The 24,126-nt window shown below is 58.0% G+C and carries 20 protein-coding genes and 2 tRNA genes; 10 read left to right on the top strand and 12 right to left on the bottom strand.

Features of this window, described 5'->3' with window-relative positions:
- Positions 1 to 38: 38 nt before the first annotated feature.
- Entirely contained in the window at positions 39 to 1,268 is a 1,230-nt protein-coding gene (locus tag AC1DVE_RS19840) for a multifunctional CCA addition/repair protein (protein WP_223460311.1), read from the top strand.
- Between the two features lie 95 nt (positions 1,269 to 1,363).
- Here AC1DVE_RS19840 and folK read toward each other — a convergent pair whose 3' ends face one another.
- Positions 1,364 to 1,882 (bottom strand): 2-amino-4-hydroxy-6-hydroxymethyldihydropteridine diphosphokinase, encoded by a 519-nt coding sequence (folK, locus tag AC1DVE_RS19835; protein WP_223460313.1) that lies wholly within the window; start codon positions 1,880 to 1,882, stop codon positions 1,364 to 1,366.
- On the bottom strand, positions 1,873 to 2,229 hold the full coding sequence (gene folB / locus AC1DVE_RS19830; protein ID WP_223460315.1) for a dihydroneopterin aldolase: 357 nt from the start codon (positions 2,227 to 2,229) through the stop codon (positions 1,873 to 1,875). Before folB ends, folK begins: the two co-directional genes overlap by 10 nt.
- A 74-nt stretch (positions 2,230 to 2,303) precedes the next feature.
- Here folB and plsY point away from each other — a divergent pair, with 74 nt between their 5' ends.
- Positions 2,304 to 2,873, top strand: a complete 570-nt coding sequence (gene plsY, locus AC1DVE_RS19825; protein ID WP_223460317.1) for a glycerol-3-phosphate 1-O-acyltransferase PlsY — start codon at positions 2,304 to 2,306, stop codon at positions 2,871 to 2,873.
- Between the two features lie 23 nt (positions 2,874 to 2,896).
- Here the strand turns inward: plsY and tsaD are convergent, their stop codons facing one another.
- Positions 2,897 to 3,922 carry a tRNA (adenosine(37)-N6)-threonylcarbamoyltransferase complex transferase subunit TsaD gene (tsaD, locus tag AC1DVE_RS19820; RefSeq protein WP_223460318.1) on the bottom strand — a complete coding sequence of 342 codons (1,026 nt, stop codon included), beginning with the start codon at positions 3,920 to 3,922 and terminating at the stop codon, positions 2,897 to 2,899.
- Between the two features lie 199 nt (positions 3,923 to 4,121).
- On the opposite strand from tsaD, the gene rpsU reads away from it, so the two are divergent.
- From rpsU to AC1DVE_RS19790, 6 genes are all read left to right on the top strand, one after another.
- Positions 4,122 to 4,337 (top strand): 30S ribosomal protein S21, encoded by a 216-nt coding sequence (gene rpsU, locus AC1DVE_RS19815; protein WP_002551877.1) that lies wholly within the window; start codon positions 4,122 to 4,124, stop codon positions 4,335 to 4,337.
- Positions 4,338 to 4,818: 481 nt separating this feature from the next.
- Positions 4,819 to 6,786, top strand: coding sequence for a DNA primase (gene dnaG, locus AC1DVE_RS19810; RefSeq protein WP_223460320.1), 1,968 nt, complete (start codon positions 4,819 to 4,821; stop codon positions 6,784 to 6,786).
- A 67-nt stretch (positions 6,787 to 6,853) separates the two neighbouring features.
- Positions 6,854 to 8,701, top strand: coding sequence for an RNA polymerase sigma factor RpoD (gene rpoD, locus AC1DVE_RS19805; protein WP_223460323.1), 1,848 nt, complete (start codon positions 6,854 to 6,856; stop codon positions 8,699 to 8,701).
- A 122-nt stretch (positions 8,702 to 8,823) separates the two neighbouring features.
- Positions 8,824 to 12,570 carry a bifunctional diguanylate cyclase/phosphodiesterase gene (locus tag AC1DVE_RS19800; RefSeq protein WP_223460324.1) on the top strand — a complete coding sequence of 1,249 codons (3,747 nt, stop codon included), beginning with the start codon at positions 8,824 to 8,826 and terminating at the stop codon, positions 12,568 to 12,570.
- Positions 12,571 to 12,585: 15 nt separating this feature from the next.
- Positions 12,586 to 12,662 (top strand) — tRNA-Ile (locus AC1DVE_RS19795).
- Positions 12,663 to 13,030: 368 nt separating this feature from the next.
- The gene (locus AC1DVE_RS19790; protein ID WP_477784143.1) at positions 13,031 to 14,740 is read left to right on the top strand and encodes a hypothetical protein; all 1,710 of its coding nucleotides are present in this window, start codon (positions 13,031 to 13,033) and stop codon (positions 14,738 to 14,740) included.
- Positions 14,741 to 15,323: 583 nt separating this feature from the next.
- On the opposite strand, the gene AC1DVE_RS19785 is transcribed toward AC1DVE_RS19790, so the two are convergent.
- From AC1DVE_RS19785 to AC1DVE_RS19765, 5 genes are all read right to left on the bottom strand, one after another.
- Positions 15,324 to 16,571, bottom strand: coding sequence for a tyrosine-type recombinase/integrase (locus AC1DVE_RS19785; protein ID WP_477784142.1), 1,248 nt, complete (start codon positions 16,569 to 16,571; stop codon positions 15,324 to 15,326).
- Between the two features lie 26 nt (positions 16,572 to 16,597).
- A complete protein-coding gene (locus tag AC1DVE_RS19780; RefSeq protein WP_477784141.1) occupies positions 16,598 to 17,173 on the bottom strand; it encodes a site-specific integrase in 576 nt (191 codons plus the stop codon).
- Between the two features lie 264 nt (positions 17,174 to 17,437).
- On the bottom strand, positions 17,438 to 17,824 hold the full coding sequence (locus AC1DVE_RS19775) for a hypothetical protein (protein ID WP_477784140.1): 387 nt from the start codon (positions 17,822 to 17,824) through the stop codon (positions 17,438 to 17,440).
- 328 nt (positions 17,825 to 18,152) lie between these two features.
- Positions 18,153 to 18,371, bottom strand: a complete 219-nt coding sequence (locus tag AC1DVE_RS19770) for a helix-turn-helix domain-containing protein (protein ID WP_477784139.1) — start codon at positions 18,369 to 18,371, stop codon at positions 18,153 to 18,155.
- 327 nt (positions 18,372 to 18,698) lie between these two features.
- The gene (locus tag AC1DVE_RS19765) at positions 18,699 to 19,991 is read right to left on the bottom strand and encodes a tyrosine-type recombinase/integrase (protein ID WP_477784138.1); all 1,293 of its coding nucleotides are present in this window, start codon (positions 19,989 to 19,991) and stop codon (positions 18,699 to 18,701) included.
- 151 nt (positions 19,992 to 20,142) lie between these two features.
- Here AC1DVE_RS19765 and AC1DVE_RS19760 point away from each other — a divergent pair.
- Positions 20,143 to 20,217 (top strand) — tRNA-Leu (locus AC1DVE_RS19760).
- A gap of 161 nt (positions 20,218 to 20,378) precedes the next feature.
- On the opposite strand, the gene AC1DVE_RS19755 is transcribed toward AC1DVE_RS19760, so the two are convergent.
- Genes AC1DVE_RS19755 through AC1DVE_RS19745 form a run of 3 tightly spaced genes read right to left on the bottom strand, consistent with a single transcriptional unit; the run spans position 20,379 to position 22,544 of the window.
- Positions 20,379 to 21,050, bottom strand: coding sequence for a PP2C family protein-serine/threonine phosphatase (locus AC1DVE_RS19755; RefSeq protein ID WP_223532732.1), 672 nt, complete (start codon positions 21,048 to 21,050; stop codon positions 20,379 to 20,381).
- Positions 21,047 to 21,748, bottom strand: a complete 702-nt coding sequence (locus tag AC1DVE_RS19750) for a hypothetical protein (protein WP_223532734.1) — start codon at positions 21,746 to 21,748, stop codon at positions 21,047 to 21,049. The genes AC1DVE_RS19755 and AC1DVE_RS19750 overlap by 4 nt, the downstream gene beginning before the upstream one ends.
- A gap of 1 nt (position 21,749) precedes the next feature.
- Positions 21,750 to 22,544, bottom strand: a complete 795-nt coding sequence (locus AC1DVE_RS19745) for a MarR family transcriptional regulator (protein WP_477784145.1) — start codon at positions 22,542 to 22,544, stop codon at positions 21,750 to 21,752.
- A 511-nt stretch (positions 22,545 to 23,055) separates the two neighbouring features.
- On the opposite strand from AC1DVE_RS19745, the gene AC1DVE_RS19740 reads away from it, so the two are divergent.
- Positions 23,056 to 23,364: a DUF3077 domain-containing protein gene (locus AC1DVE_RS19740; RefSeq protein WP_223532738.1), complete on the top strand. Its 309-nt coding sequence runs from the start codon at positions 23,056 to 23,058 to the stop codon at positions 23,362 to 23,364.
- Positions 23,365 to 23,463: 99 nt separating this feature from the next.
- On the opposite strand, the gene AC1DVE_RS19735 is transcribed toward AC1DVE_RS19740, so the two are convergent.
- On the bottom strand, positions 23,464 to 24,096 hold the full coding sequence (locus AC1DVE_RS19735) for a zinc metalloprotease (protein WP_477784137.1): 633 nt from the start codon (positions 24,094 to 24,096) through the stop codon (positions 23,464 to 23,466).
- Between the last annotated feature and the right edge of the window lie 30 nt (positions 24,097 to 24,126).

The raw sequence follows: 24,126 nt of genomic DNA, 5'->3' as shown, positions 1-24,126 counted from the left end.
ATGCAACGGTTATCCTGTCGAGCTAACGGAGGTTTTTTATGCGGATTTATAAAGTCGGTGGTGCGGTACGCGATCGCCTGCTGGGCAAACCGGTTACCGATATCGACTGGGTCGTGGTCGGCGCGACGACCGAAGAGATGCTCGCCAAGGGCTTTCGCCCGGTGGGCGCGGATTTCCCGGTGTTCCTTCATCCCAAAAGCGGTGAGGAATACGCCCTCGCCCGGACCGAGCGCAAAAGCGGGCGCGGTTACGGCGGGTTCACTTTTCACGCCAGCCCTGAAGTCACCCTCGAAGAAGACCTGATCCGTCGCGACCTGACCATCAATGCCATGGCTGAAGACGATCAGCAGAACCTGACCGACCCTTACCACGGCCAGCGCGACCTCGAAGCACGCCTGCTTCGCCACGTTTCCCCGGCATTTGCCGAAGATCCGCTCCGAGTTCTGCGTGTTGCCCGCTTCGCGGCGCGCTACGCGACGCTGGGTTTTACCGTCGCCCCGGAAACCCTGGAACTGATGCGCCAACTCAGTGAGTCAGGCGAGCTTGAAGCACTGACCCCGGAGCGCAGCTGGAAGGAAATTTCCCGCGCCCTGATGGAAGATCAACCACAGGTGTTTGTGGAGGTTTTGCGTGCATGCGGCGCGCTCAAGGTACTGATGCCAGAGGTCGACGCACTGTTTGGCGTACCGCAACCACCTGCCCACCACCCGGAAATCGATACAGGCGCACATACCCTGAGCGTGTTGCAGCAAGCAGCACAACACAAACAGCCGCTGACCGTGCGTTGGGCGTGCCTGCTGCATGACCTGGGCAAAGGCCTGACGCCAGAGGAAGAATGGCCGCGACACATTGCCCATGAGCTCAAAGGCCTGAAGCTGATCAAAGCGGTCAATGAACGCTTCAAGGCGCCGAGAGACTGCCAGGAACTGGCGCTGCTGGTGGGCGAGTATCACACCCACGGGCATCGCGCCCTTGAGCTGAAGCCATCGACATTGCTGGAATTGCTGCAAAGCTTCGACATTTACCGTCGGCCACAGCGGTTCGAGGAGTTCATCGCGGCATGCGAGATGGATGCGCGCGGGCGCAAAGGGCTGGAAGGAAGAAGTTATCCACAGGCGGATTATTTGCGCGGCGCGGCAACCGCTGCTCGTAGCGTGGCGGTCCAGCCGTTGCTGGAGAAAGGTTTCAAGGGGCCGGAGCTGGGGGAGGAGATCAAGCGCGAGCGGCTGAAGGCGTTGAAGGCCTACAAAGAGGCGGCGTCTGCCTGAAAAGCTTCGTCGGAGCACCGCCCGGAGCAAGCCCGCTCCCACAGGGTTAGCGCTAACCTGTGGGAGCGGGCTTGCTCGCGAAGGCGTCAGTCAGATCACATCAAATCTGAAGGTGTCAGTTGCTCACCGCGCCATTCGAAAGCCACCGGCGCCAACACCTGATCAATCTGCGCTTCACCCCACAGGGTCGCAAAGCTCTTGCCTACACCCGGATGCACGCGTTCCGGCGCAATCAACGACAACGGCCACAGAACGAACGCATTTTTCAGAATTTCTGCCCGCGGCAAGATCAAGCCATCGAAGTTGCCCACCAGGTCACCGAACAACAACACGTCGATATCCAGTGGCAAACCTCGGCGATCCGGTGCGTAACGACCGTTATCCGCCTCGATGAATTTCAATCGACGATCAAGTTCCATCAGTGGCATATCGGTATACGCCGACACCACGAAATTGAAGAACGGCCCGCTCTTGATGCCCACCGGTTGGCTTTCGAACACCGCCGAACAGCGGATATCGACAAGGAACGCCGCCAATGCATCGAGCCCCGCCCGCAAATGGGCTTCACGCTCGATATTGCTACCGAGCCCGAGGTACACCTGAGTCAGCGACATCCGCGCTCGATCTCCACGCCCACACCGCCGATGGCAGCCGGGATGGCACCGGGCTTGGTCAGCTTCAGGCGCATCCAGGTGATTTTGAATTCGCTCATCAGCACTTCAACCAGGCGCTCGGCAAAGGTTTCCACCAGCTGGAATTGCGCCTGCTCGGCAAACGCCTGGATGCGCGAGGAAACACTGGCGTAGTCGAGCGCCAGGGTCAGGTCATCACCGCCTGCGGCCGGGCGATTATCCCAGGCGAAGCTCAGGTCAAGACGCAAGCACTGTCGGATGCCTCGTTCCCAGTCGTAGGCACCAATCACCGTGTCGACTTCCAGGCCCTCGATAAACACTCTGTCCAAGCACTTCTCTCCGCTACACGACAAGGGCGCAATGCGCCGTTAGAATCAGGGCTTCCTCGCCCGGAATAGTTAGCATGTTTTGGTTATTGGCGATCCTCGCCTACCTGCTCGGCTCTCTGTCCTTTGCCATTTTGCTCAGCCGCCTGACCGGTAACCCCGATCCGCGAATGAGTGGCTCGGGCAATGCCGGCGCCACCAACATGCTGCGCCTGGCCGGCAAGAAACTCGCCATCCTGACCCTGCTCGGCGACCTTTGCAAAGGCCTGCTGCCGGTACTGATTGCGCGTCTTGCGGGTCTTTCGCAGCAGGAACAGGCCTGGATCGGCGTCTATGCCGTCATCGGCCATCTGTTTCCGTTGTACTTTCGCTTTCGCGGCGGCAAGGGTGTCGCCACCGCTGCCGGCATGTTGCTGGGACTATACCCGCCCGCCGCCCTTCTGGCGGTCTGCGCCTGGCTCTTGACGTTCTACCTGACCCGCACCAGCTCCCTGGCCGCCCTCATCGCCACACCGCTGACCCTGCCGTTGCTGGCCTGGCAAGAACCGGCCACCCTGCTGCCCATGAGCGCGCTCACTGGGCTGATCGTCTGGCGTCATCGCGGCAATCTACGCGACCTGTTTGCCGGGCGCGAACGGCATTTCTAGCGGCCGGACATGAGCGCCGCTCATCACAATGCGGACAACTGCTCCATCGGCCAGCGTGCCTGCACGCTGATCGCCAGGCTTTCCTGCTGACCGGCCTGCAAGCGCTGGCAGCCAGCAAAGGCGATCATCGCGCCGTTATCGGTGCAAAACTGCGGACGGGCATAAAACACATCACCCTTCATGTCGCCGAGCATTTTCTCCAGGGAAGCGCGCAACGCCTTGTTGGCACTGACGCCCCCTGCAATCACCAGGCGCTTCATGCCGGCGGCCTTCAGGGCACGCTTGCACTTGATGGTCAAAGTCTCCACCACGGCCTGCTGGAATGCCAGCGCGATGTCGCAACGGGTTTGTTCGCTGTCGTCCCCGGCGCTGACACACTGTTGCCAGGTATTCAGTGCGAAGGTTTTCAAGCCACTGAAGCTGAAATCCAGGCCCGGGCGGTCGCACATCGGACGCGGGAAGACGAAACGTCCTGCAACGCCCTGTTCTGCAAGGCGAGCGATCTCCGGTCCACCCGGATAATTGAGGCCCATCATCTTAGCCGTCTTGTCGAAGGCCTCGCCAGCGGCGTCATCCAGGGTCTCGCCCAGAAGCGTGTACTGACCAATTCCGTCGACCTGAACCAGTTGCGTATGACCACCCGACACCAACAAAGCGACGAACGGAAATTCCGGCGGTTGCGACTCCAGCATCGGCGCCAGCAAATGGCCTTCCATGTGATGCACGCCAAGGGCCGGAATGCCCCAGGCAAAGGCCAGCGCCTGAGCGCAGGAAGCCCCTACCAGCAACGCGCCCACCAGGCCAGGACCCGCGGTGTAGGCGATCGCATCGATCTCGGTCGGCACACAGTCGGCCTCGGCCAACACCTGACGAATCAAGGGCAGCATGCGTTTGACGTGATCGCGCGAAGCCAGCTCCGGCACCACGCCGCCATAGGCGCGGTGCAGGTCGATCTGACTGAACAGCGCGTCGGCCAGCAGGCCGCGTTCACTGTCGTAAAGTGCGACACCGGTTTCATCGCAGGAGGTTTCTAATCCCAGTACTAGCATGGGTTTGCGCCTTGTTTAGGCTGAATTCGAAGGCGCGCATAATAGTCGTCGCGTGATGCCCCGACCAGCGGTTTTCGATCAGAGGCTTTGCATTCCGAGCGTTGAGGGGTTAACATCCGCAACCCTTAAAAACCGACGTCTTCAAGTGCTCTTTTGCCGCGAGGATGTTGACCCCGGTAATGAATGAAGGTAGCTCTGGATGCCAGCCGTCAAAGTAAAAGAGAACGAACCCTTCGACGTAGCTCTGCGTCGTTTCAAGCGCTCCTGCGAAAAAGCCGGTGTACTGGCTGAAGTTCGTAGCCGCGAATTTTACGAGAAGCCAACTTCTGAGCGTAAGCGCAAAGCAGCAGCCGCTGTTAAGCGTCACGCCAAGAAAGTTCAGCGCGAACAGCGCCGCGCCGTTCGTCTGTACTAATACACAGACGATCGTAGCAAGCTTCTGCCAAGCCCGGCCCTCAGCCGGGCTTATGGCATTTGCGTAAAACGCTTGATGCTTCACTGTCAAAGCCGCAGACGCGACCGAGACAAATCTGCTTCACCGCGTCAGACCTGGCTTTTTTGCCAGCGGTGCACGTCTTTTCTGACGAGCCTTTCAAGGCTACTGACGAGCACACCCACTGATTCCTCTCACGACGATCAGCCCAAGGCACCTGCTTGCGTGCCAGATGATGAGCTATCCGGGGCCTATGATTGGCCACAGCGGATTCAGCGCAACACATTCAAACAGTCGAATACTGATTGGCATTAACGTCATTGGATTTTCGGCAGATACACTTCCCGACAGCGATTACGCAGACGACACTGGTCGAGCCGCACACTTTGCGCGCCTCAAACAATGACCGCCGTTCGGTCGCCGTACGTTACGGGATCCTTTCAGCGCAGATGACGAGAACGCCATGGCCGGGCTAATTCCCCAGAGCTTCATTGACGACCTTCTGAACCGCACCGACATCGTCGATGTGGTCAGCTCGCGCCTGCAATTGAAAAAGGCCGGCAAGAACCACACCGCCTGCTGCCCGTTCCACAAGGAAAAGACTCCGTCGTTCAGCGTCAGCCCCGACAAGCAGTTCTATTACTGCTTCGGCTGCGGCGCTGGCGGCAATGCCCTCGGCTTCATCATGGACCACGACAACCTGGATTTCGTCCAGGCCGTCGAAGAACTGGCCAAAGCCGCCGGCATGGAAATCCCCCGCGAAGAAAGCGGCCGCCCGCACAAACCGCGACAGCCGACCGATTCGCCGCTGTATCCGCTACTGAGCGCCGCCGCCGACTTTTATCGCCAGGCCCTGAAAAGCCACCCATCGCGCAAGGCCGCCGTGGATTACCTGAAAGGTCGCGGGCTGACCGGCGAAATCGCCCGGGACTTCGGCCTGGGTTTTGCTCCGCCTGGCTGGGACAACCTGTTCAAGCACTTGAGCAGCGATACCCTGCAACAAAAAGCCATGATCGATGCCGGCCTGCTGATCGAAAATGCCGAAAGCGGTAAACGTTACGACCGCTTCCGCGACCGCGTGATGTTTCCGATCCGCGACAGTCGCGGGCGCGTCATCGCCTTCGGTGGCCGGGTATTGGGCGACGACAAGCCGAAGTACCTGAACTCCCCGGAAACCCCGGTTTTCCATAAAGGCCAGGAACTCTACGGCCTATACGAAGCGCGCAAGACCAACCGCAACCTCGACGAGATCATCGTCGTCGAGGGTTACATGGACGTCATTGCCCTGGCCCAGCAAGGCCTGCGCAATGCCGTCGCGACCCTGGGCACCGCCACCAGCGAGGAACACCTCAAGCGGCTGTTTCGCGTCGTGCCCAGCGTGCTGTTCTGCTTCGACGGCGACCAGGCCGGCCGCAATGCGGCATGGCGAGCACTGGAGGCGACACTGTCGAGCCTGCAGGACGGTCGTCGCGCACGCTTTCTGTTCCTGCCCGAAGGCGAGGACCCGGACACCCTGGTCCGTTCCGAAGGTACCGACGCCTTCCGCGCACGCATCAACCAGCACGCACAGCCACTGGCCGATTACTTCTTCCAGCAACTGACGGAAGAAGCCGACCCGCGCTCGCTTGAAGGCAAGGCCCATATGGCCACCCTCGCCGCGCCGTTGATCGACAAAGTCCCGGGCGCCAACCTGCGCACCCTGATGCGTCAGCGCCTGAGCGAAATCACCGGTCTGAGCGGCGAAGCGGTGAGCCAACTGGCACAAAGCGCCCCGCAAGAAGCACCACCGGCCTACGACCCAGGCATCGATTACGACGCGATGCCTGATTACAGCGACTATCATCAGCCGCAGGCACAGGAAATGTATGTGCCGCAGCAGGAATGGACGCCGAAGAAACCCGGTGCAGGAGGCAAGAAATGGGACAAGAAACCGTGGGACAAAAATGGCAAACGGGGCGGTGATCGCGATCAACCCCGTGCGCCACGGGTACCCGCCGCCGTAGAACCGCCGACCCTCGCCGCCTTGCGCACGTTGCTGCATCACCCGCAACTGGCGGAAAAAGTCGAGGATGCCGGGCACTTCGCCGCCGAAGATCACACCAACACACAATTGCTGGTGGCGCTGCTCGAAGCCGTGCAGAAGAATCCCAAGCTAAACTCAATTCAACTGATTGCGCGTTGGCACGGCACAGAACAAGGCCGTTTGCTCAGGGCGCTGGCCGAAAAGGAATGGCTGATTGATGGAGATAACCTTGAACAACAGTTTTTCGACACCATTACTAGCTTGTCAGCCCGCCAACGCGAGCGAAACCTGGAACAACTTCTGCGAAAAGCGCGTCAAAGCGAATTGACCAGCGAAGAGAAAAATCAACTGCGCGATCTCTTGAGTCGCAATGTTTCCGCAACAAACCCGACCTCAACTGGCGCGTGAGGTCATAGCTCAGGTATAATCCTCGGCTTGTTTTTTGCCCGCCAAGACCTTCAGTGGATAGGGTGTTATGTCCGGAAAAGCGCAACAGCAGTCTCGTATCAAAGAGTTGATCACACTTGGTCGTGAGCAGGGCTACCTGACTTACGCGGAGGTCAACGACCACCTGCCGGAGGATATTTCAGATCCGGAACAGGTGGAAGACATCATCCGCATGATCAATGACATGGGGATCAACGTATTCGAGGTTGCGCCAGATAAGGATTCCCTTATGCTGGCCGACGCCGATACCGACGAAGCCGCAGCCGAAGAGGCCGCTGCAGCGTTGGCTGCGGTCGAGACCGACATTGGTCGTACTACCGACCCGGTGCGCATGTACATGCGCGAAATGGGTACGGTGGAGCTCCTCACGCGTGAAGGCGAAATCGAAATCGCCAAACGTATTGAAGAGGGCATCCGTGAGGTGATGAGCGCAATCGCGCACTTCCCCGGCACGGTTGATCATATTCTCTCCGAGTACACCCGCGTCACCACCGAAGGTGGTCGCCTGTCCGACGTCCTGAGCGGTTATATCGACCCGGACGATGGCATCGCGCCGCCTGCGGCAGAAGTGCCGCCACCGGTTGACGCGAAAGCCGTCAAGGCGGATGACGATTCCGACGACGAAGACGGCGAAGCCTCGGATGACGAGGAAGAAGCCGAAAGCGGTCCGGATCCGGTCATCGCTGCACAGCGCTTTGGCGCTGTGGCCGATCAGATGGAAATCACCCGCAAGGCGCTGAAAAAGCACGGTCGCAACAACAAGGCAACGATTGCCGAGCTGTTGGCCTTGGCCGAACTGTTCATGCCGATCAAACTGGTGCCGAAGCAATTCGAAGGCCTGGTCGAGCGTGTTCGCAGTGCTCTGGATCGCCTGCGTCAGCAAGAGCGCGCAATCATGCAGCTCTGCGTTCGTGATGCACGCATGCCGCGTGCCGACTTCCTGCGCCAGTTCCCGGGCAACGAAGTCGACGAAAGCTGGAGTGATGCCCTGGCCAAAGGCAAAGGCAAATATGCTGAAGCCATTGGTCGTCTGCAGCCGGACATCATCCGTTGCCAGCAGAAGCTGACCGCGCTGCAAACCGAAACCGGCTTGACCATCGCCGAGATCAAGGACATCAACCGTCGCATGTCGATCGGCGAGGCCAAGGCCCGCCGCGCGAAGAAAGAGATGGTTGAAGCCAACTTGCGTCTGGTGATCTCCATCGCCAAGAAGTACACCAACCGTGGCCTGCAATTCCTCGATCTGATCCAGGAAGGCAACATCGGCTTGATGAAAGCGGTAGACAAGTTCGAATACCGTCGCGGCTACAAGTTCTCGACCTATGCCACCTGGTGGATCCGTCAGGCGATCACTCGCTCGATCGCCGACCAGGCCCGCACCATCCGTATTCCGGTGCACATGATCGAGACGATCAACAAGCTCAACCGCATTTCCCGCCAGATGTTGCAGGAAATGGGTCGCGAACCGACCCCGGAAGAGCTGGGCGAACGCATGGAAATGCCTGAGGACAAGATCCGCAAGGTATTGAAGATCGCTAAAGAGCCGATCTCCATGGAAACCCCGATCGGTGATGACGAAGACTCCCATCTGGGTGACTTCATCGAAGACTCGACCATGCAGTCGCCAATCGATGTTGCAACCGTTGAGAGCCTTAAAGAAGCGACTCGCGAAGTGCTGTCCGGCCTCACTGCCCGTGAAGCCAAGGTGCTGCGCATGCGCTTCGGTATCGACATGAATACCGACCACACCCTCGAAGAGGTTGGTAAGCAGTTCGACGTGACCCGTGAGCGGATTCGTCAGATCGAAGCCAAGGCGCTGCGCAAGCTGCGCCACCCGACGAGAAGCGAGCATCTGCGCTCCTTCCTCGACGAGTGATCACAGAACCCCCGGCCCAGGCCGGGGGTTTTGCTTTGTACAGATTAAATTTCCCCGCTTCCCCCCTCCTCCCTGTAGCCGTCTACACTCGAAACATTCCCCCGAGCCATAACGAGACCGTTATGCCCAGACTGCCGACCGTGCTTTTTTTGCTGTCGCTGATGACCTGGACCGCAACGGCTGGCGCGCTGACTCTCACTGACGATGAACGTAGCTGGCTGGCGGCTCACCCGGAATTGCGCCTGGGTGTCGATGCTTCGTGGCCGCCCTTCGAGTTTCGTGACGATGGGGGCCGCTACCAGGGCCTTGCCGCGGATTACATCGAGGTCATCCGCAAAAGGCTGGCAACCCGGCTCACGCCCATCGAGCCGGTGAGCTGGACCGCCGTCCTGGAACAAGCCAAAAAGGGCAAACTGGACCTGCTGCCGGGCATCATGTCGACCCCTGAACGCCAGAAATATCTGTCGTTCACCCGCCCCTATCTGGATTTTCCGATTGTCATCCTGGCCCATGTCGGGGGCCCCCAGCCACATAATCTGCAAGACCTGTACGGCCTGAAAATCGCCGTGGTGGAAAACTACGCCCCCCACGAGCTGCTGCGCAGCCACCATCCCGACTTGAACCTGGTGGCGATGCCCAACGTCAGCTCGGCGCTACAGGCGCTGGCCACCGACGAAGTGGACGCCGTGGTGGGCGATCTGGCTTCCAGCGTCTGGAGCCTGCGCCAACTCAAGCTCGATGGGTTGTATGTCAGCGGTGAAACCCCCTATCGCTATCAACTGGCCATGGCTGTACCCCGCGACAACAAGATGCTGGTCGGCATTCTCGACAAAGTCCTGGCGGACATGAGCCCCGCTGAAATCAGCGCCATTCAGGAGCGTTGGGTCGGCAACGTCCTCGATCATCGAACTTTCTGGAATGACCTGCTGGTGTATGGCCTGCCCGGATTGCTGCTGCTGACTACCGTGCTGGCGGTGGTTATCCGCATCAACCGCCGCCTGAGCTCGGAAATCGCCCGCCGGGTCAACCTTGAACAGGAACTGCGCAGCAGCGAATACCACTACCGCGGCCTGGTGGAGAGCCTGTCGGCCATCGCCTGGGAAGCAAAAGTCACCGACTTCACCTACAGCTATGTATCGCCCCACGCCGAAGACCTTCTCGGTTATCCCCTGTCCCATTGGCTGATTCCGGGCTTCTGGCGCAACATCATTCACCCCGCCGACCTGACCCGTGCCCAGACCTTCTGCGATCACGAAGTGCTGGCCGGGCGCGATCACCGCCTCGATTACCGGGTGATCACCGCCGACGGCCGCTGCCTGTGGGTGCGCGATATCGTCAGCCTGATCGAACACGGGCATGAGCCGGTGCTGCGCGGGTTGATGATCGATATCACCGACGCCAAGCGCACCGAGGAAGCGCTGCGCCTGTCAGAACAGAAATTCGCTTCCGTGTTCCAGCAATGCCCGGACATGCTGGTGATCGCGCGCCTGAGCGACGGCTGCCTGCTGGAAGTCAACGAAGCGTTCGAAGAACAGATCGGCCTTAAGGCCGAGGACGTCATTGGCCAGACCGCCACCAACCTGAACATCTGGGGGATTCCCGGTGTTGGGCCGGGCCTGTTGCAACGCTTGCAGGCCGGCAGCATCCGCAACCTGGAAATGCCCTTTCGTCGCAGCAACGGCCAGGTGTTTACCGGCCTGATCTCCGCCGAACCGTTCAACCTCGACATGACACCGGCGCTGGTGGTCGTAGTGCGGGACATCACCCAGCTCAAGGAAACCCAGCAACAGTTGCAAACTTCCGAAGAAAAATTCGCCAAGGCCTTCCACGCCTCTCCCGACGGTTTGCTGCTGTCTCGGCAAAGTGATGGTTTGCTGTTGGAGGTCAACGATGGTTTTAGCCGCATCACCGGGTTCAACAGCGCCATGTCGGTGGATCGTTCGGCGCTGGACCTGGGAATCTGGGTGAACCTCAATGAACGCAAGCAAATGCTCGACCTGCTGCACCGCGACGGTTTTGTCCGCGACTTCAGCTGCCATATCCGCCGCAGCGACGGGCAGATCCGCCTCTGTGAAGTGTCCAGCCGTCCGCTGCCGATTGGCGATGAAGACTGCATGCTGACCATCGCCCGGGACATCACCGAGCGGCACCTGATGCAGGAAAAACTGCAACAGGCCGCCACCGTGTTCGAAAGCACCGCCGAAGGCGTGTTGATCACCGATACCCAACAGCACATCAGCGCGGTCAACCGTGCGTTCACCGAAATCACCGGTTACAGCGAAAACGAAGCCTTGGGCCACACGCCACGCCTGCTCGCCTCAGGCCTGCATGACAGCGCGTTCTACGCGGCCATGTGGCATCAATTGACCGCCGAAGGTCATTGGCAGGGCGAGATTTCCAATCGGCGCAAGAATGGCGAGCTGTATCCGAGCTGGCTGACCATCAGTGCCGTGCGCAACCGCGACAAGTTCATCACCCACTTTGTCGCGGTGTTCGCCGACATTTCCAGCCTCAAGCATGCCCAGGCCAAACTCGACTACCAGGCGCACCACGACCCGCTGACCGGCCTGCCGAACCGCACGCTGTTCGAAAGCCGCTTGCTGACGGCGCTCAACAACCAACAGGAAAACGGCGGCCAAGGCGCCGTGCTGTTCCTCGACCTTGACCGCTTCAAGCACATCAACGACAGCCTCGGCCACCCGGTCGGCGACCTGCTGCTCAAGGGCATTGCCGTACGTCTCAAGGAGCAATTGCGTGACATCGACACCGTGGCGCGCCTGGGTGGTGACGAATTCATCATTCTATTGCCGGGCCTGCAACAATCCAGCGATGCCGACCACATCGCCACTAAATTGCTCAATTGTTTCGCCGCGCCGTTCCAGGCTGGCGAACACGAGTTTTTCATCAGCGCCAGTATCGGCACCAGCCTCTATCCGAAGGATGGCTGCGACGTTGCCACATTGATCAAGAACGCCGACGCCGCGATGTACCGCTCCAAGGCCAAGGGCCGCAACCGCGTCGAAAGCTACACCCGCGACCTCACCGCCCAGGCCAGCGAACGCGTGGCGCTGGAACACGAACTGCGCCGCGCCATCGAACGCAACGAGTTGCACCTGTGCTACCAACCGAAAATCAGCCTCGTGGACTACAGCCTGGTCGGCGCCGAAGCCCTGATCCGTTGGCGCCATCCGACCTTTGGCGACGTGCCGCGGGAACACTTCATCCCGCTGGCTGAAGAAAACGGCATGATCCTGCAAATCGGCGACTGGGTGCTGGAAACCGCCTGCCGGCAGATGGCCGAATGGCACCGGCTGTACGACAGTCCCGGCCCACTGTCGGTCAACCTTGCCGGCGCCCAATTGCGCCAACCCAATCTGCTGGGCCGAATCGAACAGTTGCTTAAGGACAACGGCCTCAACCCCGGTTTCCTGCAACTGGAAATCACCGAAAACTTCATCATGAGCCAGGCCGAGGAAGCGCTGGCGGTGCTGCATCAACTCAAAAAACTGGGGGTGCAACTGGCCATCGATGACTTCGGTACCGGTTACTCGTCCCTGAGCTACCTCAAGCGCCTGCCACTGGACATCCTCAAGATCGACCAGTCCTTCGTCCGCGGCCTGCCGGACGATCCCCACGATGCGGCGATCGTACGCGCCATCATCGCGCTCGGACGCAGCATGCCATTCACCGTGATTGCCGAAGGAGTCGAGACCCTGGCGCAACAGCAATTCCTCGCTGCCGAGGGCTGTGAACAAATCCAGGGCTACATCGTCAGCCTGCCCCTACCCCCCGACGAATTTGCCGCGACGTTTCTTCGTACAACCGTATTGGATTTTTCGGATAGCACAGCCGCGAAACCATCGCTATAATCCGCGACCTACTGAGGGCCTATAGCTCAGTTGGTTAGAGCAGAGGACTCATAATCCTTTGGTCCACGGTTCAAGTCCGTGTGGGCCCACCAATAAAATCAACGACTTAGGTCAATCATTGCGATTGGCCTTTTTTGTGTCTGATAGTTTTGTAAGCACTTTGTAAGCATCCAACCAAAAAAGCTTAGGTAATTGGCCGGACTTGATGGTCTTGCGCGGCCGAACCAGAACGGTGACCAATGTATAGGCCACTGCATCCGCCCATTTACGCGCTCGGAAAAAACAGAGAAGCGGTAGACATTTGCTTCTCAAATCATGCATTTATGACCTGGGCTCGCGGGTGGTCGAGGGGGGGGCTTTGCAAGACTACCGCTATCGGCTTTCCCGATGGTTGTCCTTCTTTATTTGCGGCCTCAGTATGACTTTCGACTAAATTCGCGGACGAAAAAGAGAGGGGCCGGTGTCAGCTGAGCAATGCTTCATGAGCGTGTGCTTCATTCCATTGGATGCAACCGGGTCCAAATTTTTCGGTTTCTCGGAGTTCTTGGCTGGCCTCGCGCTCATGGTGCTAGCCTGGACGACTGGGGATGTACGCTATCGATTTCGCGTCCAAACAGCGCCGATCCCCCTTCGGGGCATTACGTTTTCAGTCGTCACTGCGGTAGGAATACTCACCCTATTGACAGATTTGTGGCGCGCAGAGCAATGGCTGGTACCTCGAGGAAACCTCCTAACTCCTGCGTCCTGGCAGGCTGTCCTCGGCGCGTTATTCCTTCTGACATTCCTTACTTGGGCATGGTTCGCGTTTATCCAGCCACCAATATATGGCAAAAGAAACGCCGAGCGCTTTGCAGTAACCCTGTACCGCGTAATCCTAAAAGGCTCCCCGTCCGAACTGGCGGTTATTGCAGACGAGCTTTCCCGTTCTGCGGGGGCGCTTGTGCATCATGCAATGATCAAGGCTGAGATTAGAGACCACCAGGTGGAGCCAAGAGAGAGGGCGCGGAAGGAGCCCACCAAAGTGGTGGCATATGCTAGTGACTTGATGCTACTGATCGCCGACAAGAGGCTTTGCCGCGCGATTGTCGAGTCTTCACCAGGTACTGCCTTGGCTGTTTTCCAAGCGATGGGCAAAGCGGAAAAATATGGAGTGCACGTAGACACCTTCGCCAAAAACATTATGAACGAGGCCCTTAAGAATAGAGATTCCTTCATATTTCATGAGGCCGAAGGGTATGAGTCGGGTCTGATGGGCTATCACAAGCCCCTCAGTCAAGCGATGTTCTCGACCTATAAGTTGGTCGAGGTGGTGGGGACCATTTTTGACCCCGAATTGGGGGTGAAGTGGGATGCAACCCAGTGGGAGGCCTATTGCCGTGTTGTATTGATGACATTCAGCGACTATGTCGACAAGCAAATGTGGAACCACTCCGTTGTGCTTTATCGCGCCATGGGCAATATCGAAAGCTCTGTGTCTGATCTGCAAACCCTCAACGGAGTAGCCAACAGCGCCTGGGATAGTGATGTGCTAGATCGCGTGCGCGTCGCGGTCAACTTTATAAACCGAGCAGTCGAAATTCTCGACAAAAAAGGGGTCCCGAGATATGTGCGATTACGTATCCATGAGGGAAACGAGCCAAGTCGCCAATCGATTTACGACAATCTCGCGGTCATGATCGCCGAAGTGGTATTTGCTGCATCTTCGGTTACCTCGCCTTGGTGGGAAAGCTGGATTGTCCAACACAACTCCGTGTGGAGCAGACTTTTAGGCGACCATAAGCAATCCAGTGCTGCCAGCAAAATTATCGCGCATAAAGCACGTCGACTCTTGTACAACGAAGTAGTTGGCAGGCGTTCGCTCCCGAGCTTCCGGGGGGCAAAAGCACTTGGCTTATTTCTGAACGTATTGGGTTTGACGCTCAGGAAGGATGGATACGGTAGTAGAAGTTGGCCCCTTCACAAAGCGATCTTGTCCTGGACTCAAACTAACTACATGCGGTTGCGAGCTCACAACCAAAAATTGGCCGAAGCGTGCTTGGTGGACAGCATGAGTTATGACGCGGAGAAGATGAGGATAGTGAAGACGTACCCTATCGAGGGATTCAGAAATGAAGAACGATATGAGTACCTCGATCTGACCCCAGCACCGTTAGAGGTCAAAGAAGGTTAGAAAGCAGTTGAGGGCGATGGCGGTTAAAGCGGCAAGACCCGCTTAGTGGATTGTGTTCGCTGGATCGCCTGCTATCTACATGGTAACGGGCGGATGCTGCACCAGAAACTCAAGCGGTCCACTCCGAAAAAATCACCCCATTTGGCTTGGATGTAATTGGTTTGCCGCGTCGATGCTCCAGAAATTTGTGGCACCTCTGCCCCGACCTTTCCCGCCTAGTTGTTTCGCAACCCGTTGATTTACATGATGGAATCGGAGCAGGGAAACTTTTCCAACGCGCCCTCCTCATGCCCACTGTTACCGATCCCATACCTGCCAGCTCCACGCACAGCCCGCAAAGGCACGAACTAGAGCGCGTCACAGTGGATATGACATTCGAACACCTCAGACTGATAAGCTAAATCCAGCCAACACCACGCACCTCCTCTAAACCGCACCTCTCAGGCCTTACCCCGAAAACATCTCGCAGCTATTCTTTTTTTGAACCCCCCCGTTCCACCCCCATAAAAACGCACATTTACCGGGCAAACGCAGCTAGAGGCGCGCAGCCCATCCAGCACGCGCCTTAGCAGGATCAGGAAAATTAGAGCGGATTGACTATAAAGCCGAAGCGCCGCGACAAATCCAGCCCATCAACACCACCTGCACCGACTCCGTGCCAGTCCTCAAGCGCCTGCCGCTTCAGCGACGACAGGTCACCCTGCACATACGTTTCGGTCAGCCCCGGCATCGCATGGTTAAGCAACTGCTCGGCAATCACATAGTTGACATCCAGATGCTGCCACCCGGCCCGTGCCAGCTTGCGCAGGTCGTGGCTTGACCAGTCACCAGCGCTCAAACCGGCAATCGCCAACGACGCCCCTGGCCCCGTCAGCGCGTGACCATGGCCACCGGGAAACAGATACACGCTCGGCCTGCTTGATTGCTGATCCTTGTACCAACGCAGCAGAACCACCACAGCAGGTGTCAGCGGCAGCTCATGGCGCGTTCGCGTCTTGGTCAGCTCAGCCGGAATCACCCACCACCCGGCGTCCAGGTCGAAGTGATCCCACCGCGCCTGCCGTGTCTCGCCTATCCGCGTGCCGTGACAGAGCATCAACAGCGCCAACAGGCAAGGCCCTGGCAAGTCCTCGAAATGCTGCGCCAGCAGATCCATCAGCCAGCCAACATCACGCGGAAACAACCGCGCACCCTTCGGCTTCAAGCGGCCCAGCCCGAAATCAGTGAACCTGACGCCAGCCAGTGGATTGACGTTCAGCAGCCCCAGCCGCTTACCCGTGCGAAACCCCGCGCTCAATACCCGGTAGGCATTGCACACCGTGGCCGGGGCTACCTGCGCTTGCATCGGCTGAACCAACAACCGGTCAAGCGTGGCCGTGTTCAACTGATCCACCGGCACGCCCCACAGGCGCGGGAAAAGCCAGTTCTTGGCAAGCGACCGGCAACTGGCTTTGCGCGCCTTGGATATCGTAGCCGTGTTCAAATGCCGCTCCAGATACCACGACACCACGTCACCCACCGTATACAGAGCGCGCAGCATGGCGTCAGGCTGAACACCTCCAGCACGCAGTAACTTGAGCGACGACATTCGCGCATCAATTTCCTTGCAGTCACAGCGCGGCCAATCAGCCGCTTTCTGCCACTTGCCATCGTGCACCGTGTACCAAGTGCCGTGCCGCCGATCCTTGAGAAAACGAAACCTCAAGTCGGGATAACGCTTGTCACGCAGGTCGCGCACAAACTCATCTTTACCTTCAGCCCGAATCGCCGCATCACTGAAGTCGACATATCGCGTTTCACCCATCGCACACCTCACGCTGGAATCGAACAAAACACGCGCCTGTTTCGTCGCGCCGCCTACTTTCTGCCTCCCCAACCAGCAAGCTCATTGACCGCCCGCCTGGCCAATAACACGTTGTGCCAGCCCTCTACACGCGAGCGCAGTCGCACTTCAAACTCGCGCTCCAGCCCGGCCACCTGCACCACCGACGCGCCTCGCACGGCAAATTCGCGCAGAATTTCAGCCCGATCAGTTGCGCTATCCAGATCCGGGCAACCCTTCAGCGCCCATGCCAGTAACGTCTCCAACGGCAACACCTCGCCCGACAGTTTCAACACTCGAAAAACCACCCGTGACCTTCTCAGCGGCTGACCATCAACCCCCGTGAACAGGTATTCACCGCGCCCCCCAACCACCGACCAATAGCGCGCCATCAATTCCAAGGCCTGAGTCGTCAGTGGCAGACGGTCGGCACCAACTCGCCACACCAGCTCCCGCAAATCGAAGTCCACCCAGCGCGCCAGCCGCGTCACCTCCAGCGGCTGGCCGTAAAAGAGCGTCAGCAGCGCCACCAACACGGCTTGCGGGTCACGTTCAAACTCAGCCAGCAGCCGCGACACCGCCCAGCCAATAACCTGCGAAGGCTCACTCATATCTTTCCCCTAGGCGCTCGCACGCGAAAACGCGAAACACAGGAGGCCGCAGGCCTCCCCGGCGCAGAGCGCCGGATGCACTTGCCCACCGGCTGCGCCCGTGGACAACTGCAAGCCCTCACCCCCGCAAGCGGGGCCCCGTCGGGCTAAAGATCAAAGTCAATGATCTTTCGATCATCAGGCAGAGCAAAAGCAAGAGCGAAGCGATTGCATTGAACCCCCTGGGGGGTTTGGGGGGCTCTTCTCTTCTCTTCTCTTCTCTGGTCACGCTGTTGTCACGCTGCTGTCACTCTCAGTGCGTGACAGCTTCTCGCGATAGTTTTGCTGCCTCTTCCCGTCTACGGCGCGCTTCTTGGCCGACTGCCCGTTGTGCCGGCTGAAGTTCGGAATCGAAATTCCGTCATTCCCATCAATCAACCAGCCCACTTTTTCCATCGCTACCGCAAACCCATCACGGCGCACGTGATGGTCAATCCAGTTTTTTGTCACGCCAACAACGTGACCATCGCGTGACTGAGCATCGACCCATGCCCAGAAGTGAAGAAGCATCCCGACAACCTCGAACTCAGAACAAACCAGACTGGCGGCAATGCCGATAACAGCGGGATCAGTCGCGAGATCAACACGAACCTTGATCCAGTCACCCGCCATGGATCAACCCTCGAACCAGACCATGGCCGTGCAAGATGAAAGTGCTATGCGGATGCGCCGACGACAGCAGCAGGTCGCCATCGGCGAGCCAGACGGCGAAGCCAGTGCGATGCCCCGGCTTGTCGCCCAATACGGGGAAACGGGAAATCTTGCCAGCAGGCGCGGGAGCCCCCGCAGTTGGCCCGCAGGGGGCCTTTATCTCGTCATGGAGAATCATCGAACAGCCCTCGATAATTGTCGAAGGCCGGAAAAAACGCGACAATCAGCGTGCTTATCACCACTTGGCGGCGGTGATTGGCACAGCCGGACGCGCCCACGTCCGGCTTTTTTATGCGACTGATTTAGTAGGGCGGCCCACATTCAGCAGGGCGCGAACGTCAGCAGTTGGCCACGCAAGGCGGCCAGCGATGCGAATGCACTTCACCGGCCCGTCATTCATGGTTGCCCAGTTGCGCAAGGTCTGCGGCTTTCGATTCAGGAAATGCGCCGCCTCATTGGTGGTCATGTACGGGCGGTCGATTGCATCAAGGGTTTGAAAGTTGTTCATGGGGTTTCCCGATAGATTGTTTTTGCTCTCATCGGAAATCGATTATTCATAGATAACCCCCCGTGTCACGGCTGTTTCAGACGCCCCCAAGAGCACACGCGCAAAAAAGCTTGACTTTTGTACACCCATCGTGTACACCCGCAACGCAAGCGCCAAGGCTCACTGAATTACCGCAACCAAGAGGATAGAGCCTTTGCGGCCTTCATAGGCCGAAGGTGTCAGACCCTCTTATTGGTTATAAGGACACCCACCGCCCAACCACAAAATACCGACGAACGGTCAAGCAGGCCGAACACCCCCCCCCAATAAATCATCCGGCGCGCTTGCTCATCGAACAGCCCTCAAGCGCTGGCCATCAGCGACCGGCAGCGGCACCCCAGCCTGCTCCAGCAGCCACACCTCGAACCGCTCATGATGCAGGCGCAGCAGGTCCAACGGACGCACCTTGTAGTGGCGTTCCTGAGTCGCGCTTGGCTTGTGGCCGCCAATCTGCGCAATAACCCCAGACGGCAACTCAAGCCACTCAGACAGGCTTACGAACGAACGGCGCAGGTCATGCGGCGTTACCGACACACCAGCAACAGCACAGGCGCGTTCAAGCGCGTGGTTGGCTTCGGATATGCGCCCGGTCGCGCTGGCAGGGCTTGAGAATACCCATTGATTGCGCCGTGGCAGATCACTCAGCAGGCGTTCGACATAGGGCGTCATCGGAATTGTTCGAGTGCCATCTCGGCCACCCTTACTGGCATCCTTGTCGCGGATGGTCAGGCTGTGCCATTTCCAATCAATGTCCGACCACTTCAATGCCAACAGTTCGCCTGGGCGCGAACCAATGAGCAGCAGCACTTGCAGGTAGGCACTGATAACGGGGTTGTCGATGCCACGCACGACAGCAAACCACGCTGGCAGCTGCTCCTTCAGAAGGCAGCCCTGCTTTGCCTCGGCACGCCCCAAACGATCCTTGGCGCGCTTGGTGATGGCCTGATCGCCAGCCACCACGGCCCGATACTTTGGCTCATCAGCGGCCCAGCGCAGGAATGCCTTGAGGCAACGCATGGCCAGCCTTGCGCGAGTTGGCCTTGTTGCGCCTTCCTGGGCTGCCCAGCGCTCCAGCGCCTCGCCACTCAACGCCGACAACGGCAGCCCCATCAGAGAATGCAGCGGACCGGCGACCGTTTCACCAGCACCGCGCTTGCGCTTTTCGCCACCAGCCTTGGCCAGCTGCAAATGGTCTTGGTAATGAGCATCGCCCCAGTGCGAACGACGGTCGGCAAGGTAGTCGGTCCAACCATCGGCTAGCGTGACAGTCTCCAGGCGGGCCTGCTCAACCGCAGCAACAGCAGCAGCCTCGTTGTCCTTCTTCATTTGCCGGGGATCGCGGCCTTGATCCAGCTCGGCCTGGAACGTGCGCGCCACCTTCTCGGCATCGCCAATACTCTTACCCGGCCAATCGCCGATGGTGATCCGAACAACCTTGCCCAAGTAGCGGCCTTGCCAGATGAATGCCTTCTTGCCCGCTGTCACACGAACAGCTAGACCGGCCTGATCGGCACTCCAATAGAAGTCTTGACCACCGACAGCGGCAGGCGGCAACAGGTCATTGATGCGCTTGACCGTCAACCCGAATCGCCTTTTCTGCCCCATAACACCCCCGAATCTTTGTAAGCACTTTGTAAGCATCCGACCAAGATAGATCGGTAAACAGATCAACAAAGGCGAATGGCAAAGCCCCGATATTACTGGGCTAGAGACCATATTCTATCAACGTTTCGGGATGTTTTGGGATAGCTATTTAACAGGACTCATAATCCTTTGGTCCGCGGTTCAAGTCCGTGTGGGCCCACCAAACAAGAAAGCCGCGTTCTTACGCGGCTTTTTCGTGTCTGGTCGGTGGGAGCGACTGGAACTCTTCAGTTGGAATGACTTCGGCCCCATTTCAAGCCCTTCGACCCACTTCATACGCAAGTGGCGCGCCATCAATGAAAAAACCGGCCAACTCGCAATGTTTTACAGCTTCACATCAATCCAAGTCACATCATCGTCTACATCGGTGATTTCAATGGCAGGAGTTGCAAGCACGTCATCCTGTCGAGCATCGGTCAGCTCCGCCCAAAAGCCATCCGTTGCGAACACCAGACGCTCGCCTGCAGCCACTGAACGGAAAACAAAATCTGGATCCGGGGAACGGTTGGCGCTATAGCAACGGGTGATCAGATTGCGGGCCGGATCAGGCGCAAGTTCCCGATGTGATCGGTCACGCCTCCAGTTCGCCTTGCAATGCGGTGGTGTAAACCACTCGATTCCACCCTCCGCGCTGGTAAAGCCACATGAACAGTCGCCCTCATATGCAAGGGTGAGCTGCCCATGAGAAGCAACACCAACCAAGTAGCTTGTTGTACCGGTGTGCTTAGCAAACAGTGGAGCGTGTAAATCTGTAAGTACAGACCGTAGCAGCTGCTGGACGCCACTATGAGTAGTGTCTTCAGCGCCTTGGCTAATACGGGCCTGACAGGCATCCATCACTGCTTGCACAAATCCATGGGCCAACTGGCCGCTACCGGGCTTCGAAGTGCCATCCACGACAACAAACAACCCCCTGACACCATCGAATACCGCGCCAGCACAATCATGGTTGGCTTCTCGGGCTCGCCCTTTTACCGATCTGATTTCGTATCTCATGCGAGCCGGCTCAGATCCTTCATACGCTGATGGATGAGCATGCCACGAGCGGGGTTTGCCCGAACCGAGCCTGAGCTTTGAATCGCATAGTCGATGCCGCTGAGCCTAGACAGCTCACCAACCCCTTTGACAATGAACTGCATCAATTCGGTTTCCGCCCGCCGAACCTCCTCCAGTAGCTCCGCGCGCCCATCAATCAAGATAACGATGTCCTCGACATCCTTGTGATAAGGATCGCCTTCTCCGCGCCCGCTGAAGGCTTCCAACTTCGTAGCAAGAAAGTAAGTCGACTTGAAGATCTGTATCTCTAGACCACTGGGTAGCGCGAACTTCACAGCTTGAGCGAGCCCTTCCACGAACCAGCGGTTCGCATAGCCGAGAACAGCCGGATCCGAAGGCATCACATCTACGATGACATCGTTGAAACGAAATCGACAGTTGACCTCGTCTTCCCCTGTGATTTTGAATTTTTTGGCCGCCAGGCGTTCTGTGAGGCGTTGCCAGGCACTAACACCAGCCAATTCGATTACCAAGTCGACATCATCAGTAAACCGGATGTCATCCATGACAGCGGTGTCGGTCACCAGCATTGCCGTCGTGCATCCACCAACAAAGGCAACTTCAGCCAAAAATTCTTTGCCCAGACCTTCAGCCACATACTCGATCAGCTCGTAATTATGGTCAGCATTTGATGCCATCTTATTTCAGCCCCATCCCCGCCTTGAGTATGTTGACCGCTACTGCGCACTCTCTAGGTCCGCCAACGCGGATCGCATCAACGAGCGCCAAATAATGATAAAGGGTTCGGTCCTTCTTCACCGCGTCTGGAACAGTTTTGTAGAGCGGCTCTATCGCCTGACCGCGCTCACTCCCCAAAGGATCAGGCCAAACTGGAATGAGCCCACCAGCACTTTTGAGGCTCTTGGACAGCGCTGGCGCTGCAAAGCCGGTGGGGATGCCGCGAACAATTGCACCTAGCTTTACTGGGTAAAAGTATTTGAGGGCATGCTCCGTGATTTTCACGAGTTCTCGGCGGTTCACCTTCGGGAGAGAGGTGTCGTAGTCGTTGGTGAGCAACCCCGCCTCACGACACCGTGCCATTGAGTTCGAAACCTCACTTTTACTCAGGCCAAGAGATGCCGAGAGTGYGCGCAAGGAGTAACTTTCAATCCAGGTTGACACTGGGGGGGACGGAACCGCGTCCGACCACCCCTCCCACTTGTCAGCATCCCCCATGGGGGTATCAAGCTCCTGCACGCGATAAACTGTGTCTTCAGGATCAGGGTTGTGAGCAGCCAATGCGCGACCCACCGGATCACCAGCCACCATTGGTGAGCTCACACTGGGTTCCAGTAGCGTTTCAACGAAATCCGCCATTGACTCCGATTCCATTCTTCCAAAAAGCTTCTCCTCCTGCGCGTGGAGACTAGCCATTTTAAAAAGAAGCAAAATATCTTGACTCTTCATGAACTCAAAAAGCCTCGCTGTCCACATTCCATAAAACGTGGACAGTTGTCGCACGAGAAAAGTTTTACAGTCAAGCCATTTTACGACCGGCCCGATTATCGTGCTGGTACTGATGGGGGGCTGTGTACGTCAAACTAAAACGCCGCGTTTTATTTGCAGTTTTTTTGCCTGATTGTTTGGTTTTGTTTACTGAAGGTGACGCAATATCGGATGACGCCTTAGGACCTTGTAGGCAAACTCCGAATCTTCTATTTGGGCACTTTGCCGCCTTGTTGCGCTTTTCTCCGACGGGATAGTCTCCGGACGTCGCTGACCATTCAGCGATCGGGCTTGGAAACCCGTCGAACCGCTACGCAATAGCGCCCAATCAAGACTGCAGACGTTTTTACGACTGCAATCCTGTGTCATGGCAGCTGTGCGTGGGACGCCTTCGGGCGTGCCGGTTTCTCTGGTTCCCGGTTTTCCAACCTGCGCGCAGCTGCCACCCATTCGCTTGGAAACGAAGGTGGCGGCTCCTTGAATAACCAGGAGTAATCCCATGAGTAAAACAGACTCGCCCTTACCGTCAGAACTCAAAACCATCGGTTTCACCCCCTTCCTATATCTCTCGGATCAACCACTGTTCCACGTCTGCCGCGACGTCCCCATCGCCGACGCCCTTGCCCAAGCCTCCGACCTGCTGTTCCTCGCCAAGTCCCTGACCGTGGACGCCGCCTACGCCCAAGACTCCGACCGTCACGCCTGGGCTGCGCACTACCTTACGACGATGAGCAAAGCGGTGATTGATGATGTGGTGAAGGTGCTGACACGAAGGCCTGTTCAATCGAGAGCGGATGCAGATCAATAGAACAATATTCACAGAGTCTGAAAATTCCCAAAAAGGGACCGAGCGTTCCCTTTTTGGGACTGATAGAGCCAGATTCTTCGGTTCTTCAGTCCAATCACATCACGAAGGTATGGCCTGCACGGCCCGCAGCCGCTCCAGCATCTGCCCCGTCAGCATGCCCTCATACGTATCCGCCGGCCGTCCCCACTGCTCGACGATGACCATACCGTCCACCAGCGCCGCAGCCAATTCGGCAATCGTCTCGGCCTGATCTTCGACGATTTCTTGAGTCCGAATCCAAAGCCGATCAGTCATCGATTTAAGCTCCGCCGAAATGCGCTCACCCGACGCAGGATCAGTATCCGGGCAGGCGATGTTGCGCAGCAGGTGCTGAAGCTCCCTGACTTTTGCGTAATCCTGTTCCGCCCCTTGCTCGCCTTTGAGGATGGCCGTGGCTTTGGGCTTATCGACGCGTTTTGCGGCTGAAGGTTTTGAAGGCAGTGTCTGCGCCATCGCGCCAGCCAGGAGCACCATCATTCGGGCTTCCAGATGTTCCTTCATGGCTTCCATCGACGAAATGGGGCGCACCAACGTAATGGAGGCCCCTCCCTGGTGCCGCAAATCCTTTGTCACTGTCAGGGTCACGCCACCCGTTTCAAACCCCAGGGCGCGGGCCACCACGTAGTGCCCCATTTCGTGATGGGCGATCTGCAATGCACGGTCCCGTACAGCAGCAGGTAGCTTCGTTGTCATGTCCTTCGCCTCGCACCCTTGACTGCCTCA

This window comes from Pseudomonas sp. P4_B4 (genome assembly GCF_056402255.1).
Note: the sequence above shows the minus strand (reverse complement) of the source record. Positions and strands in the feature narration are given on the sequence as shown.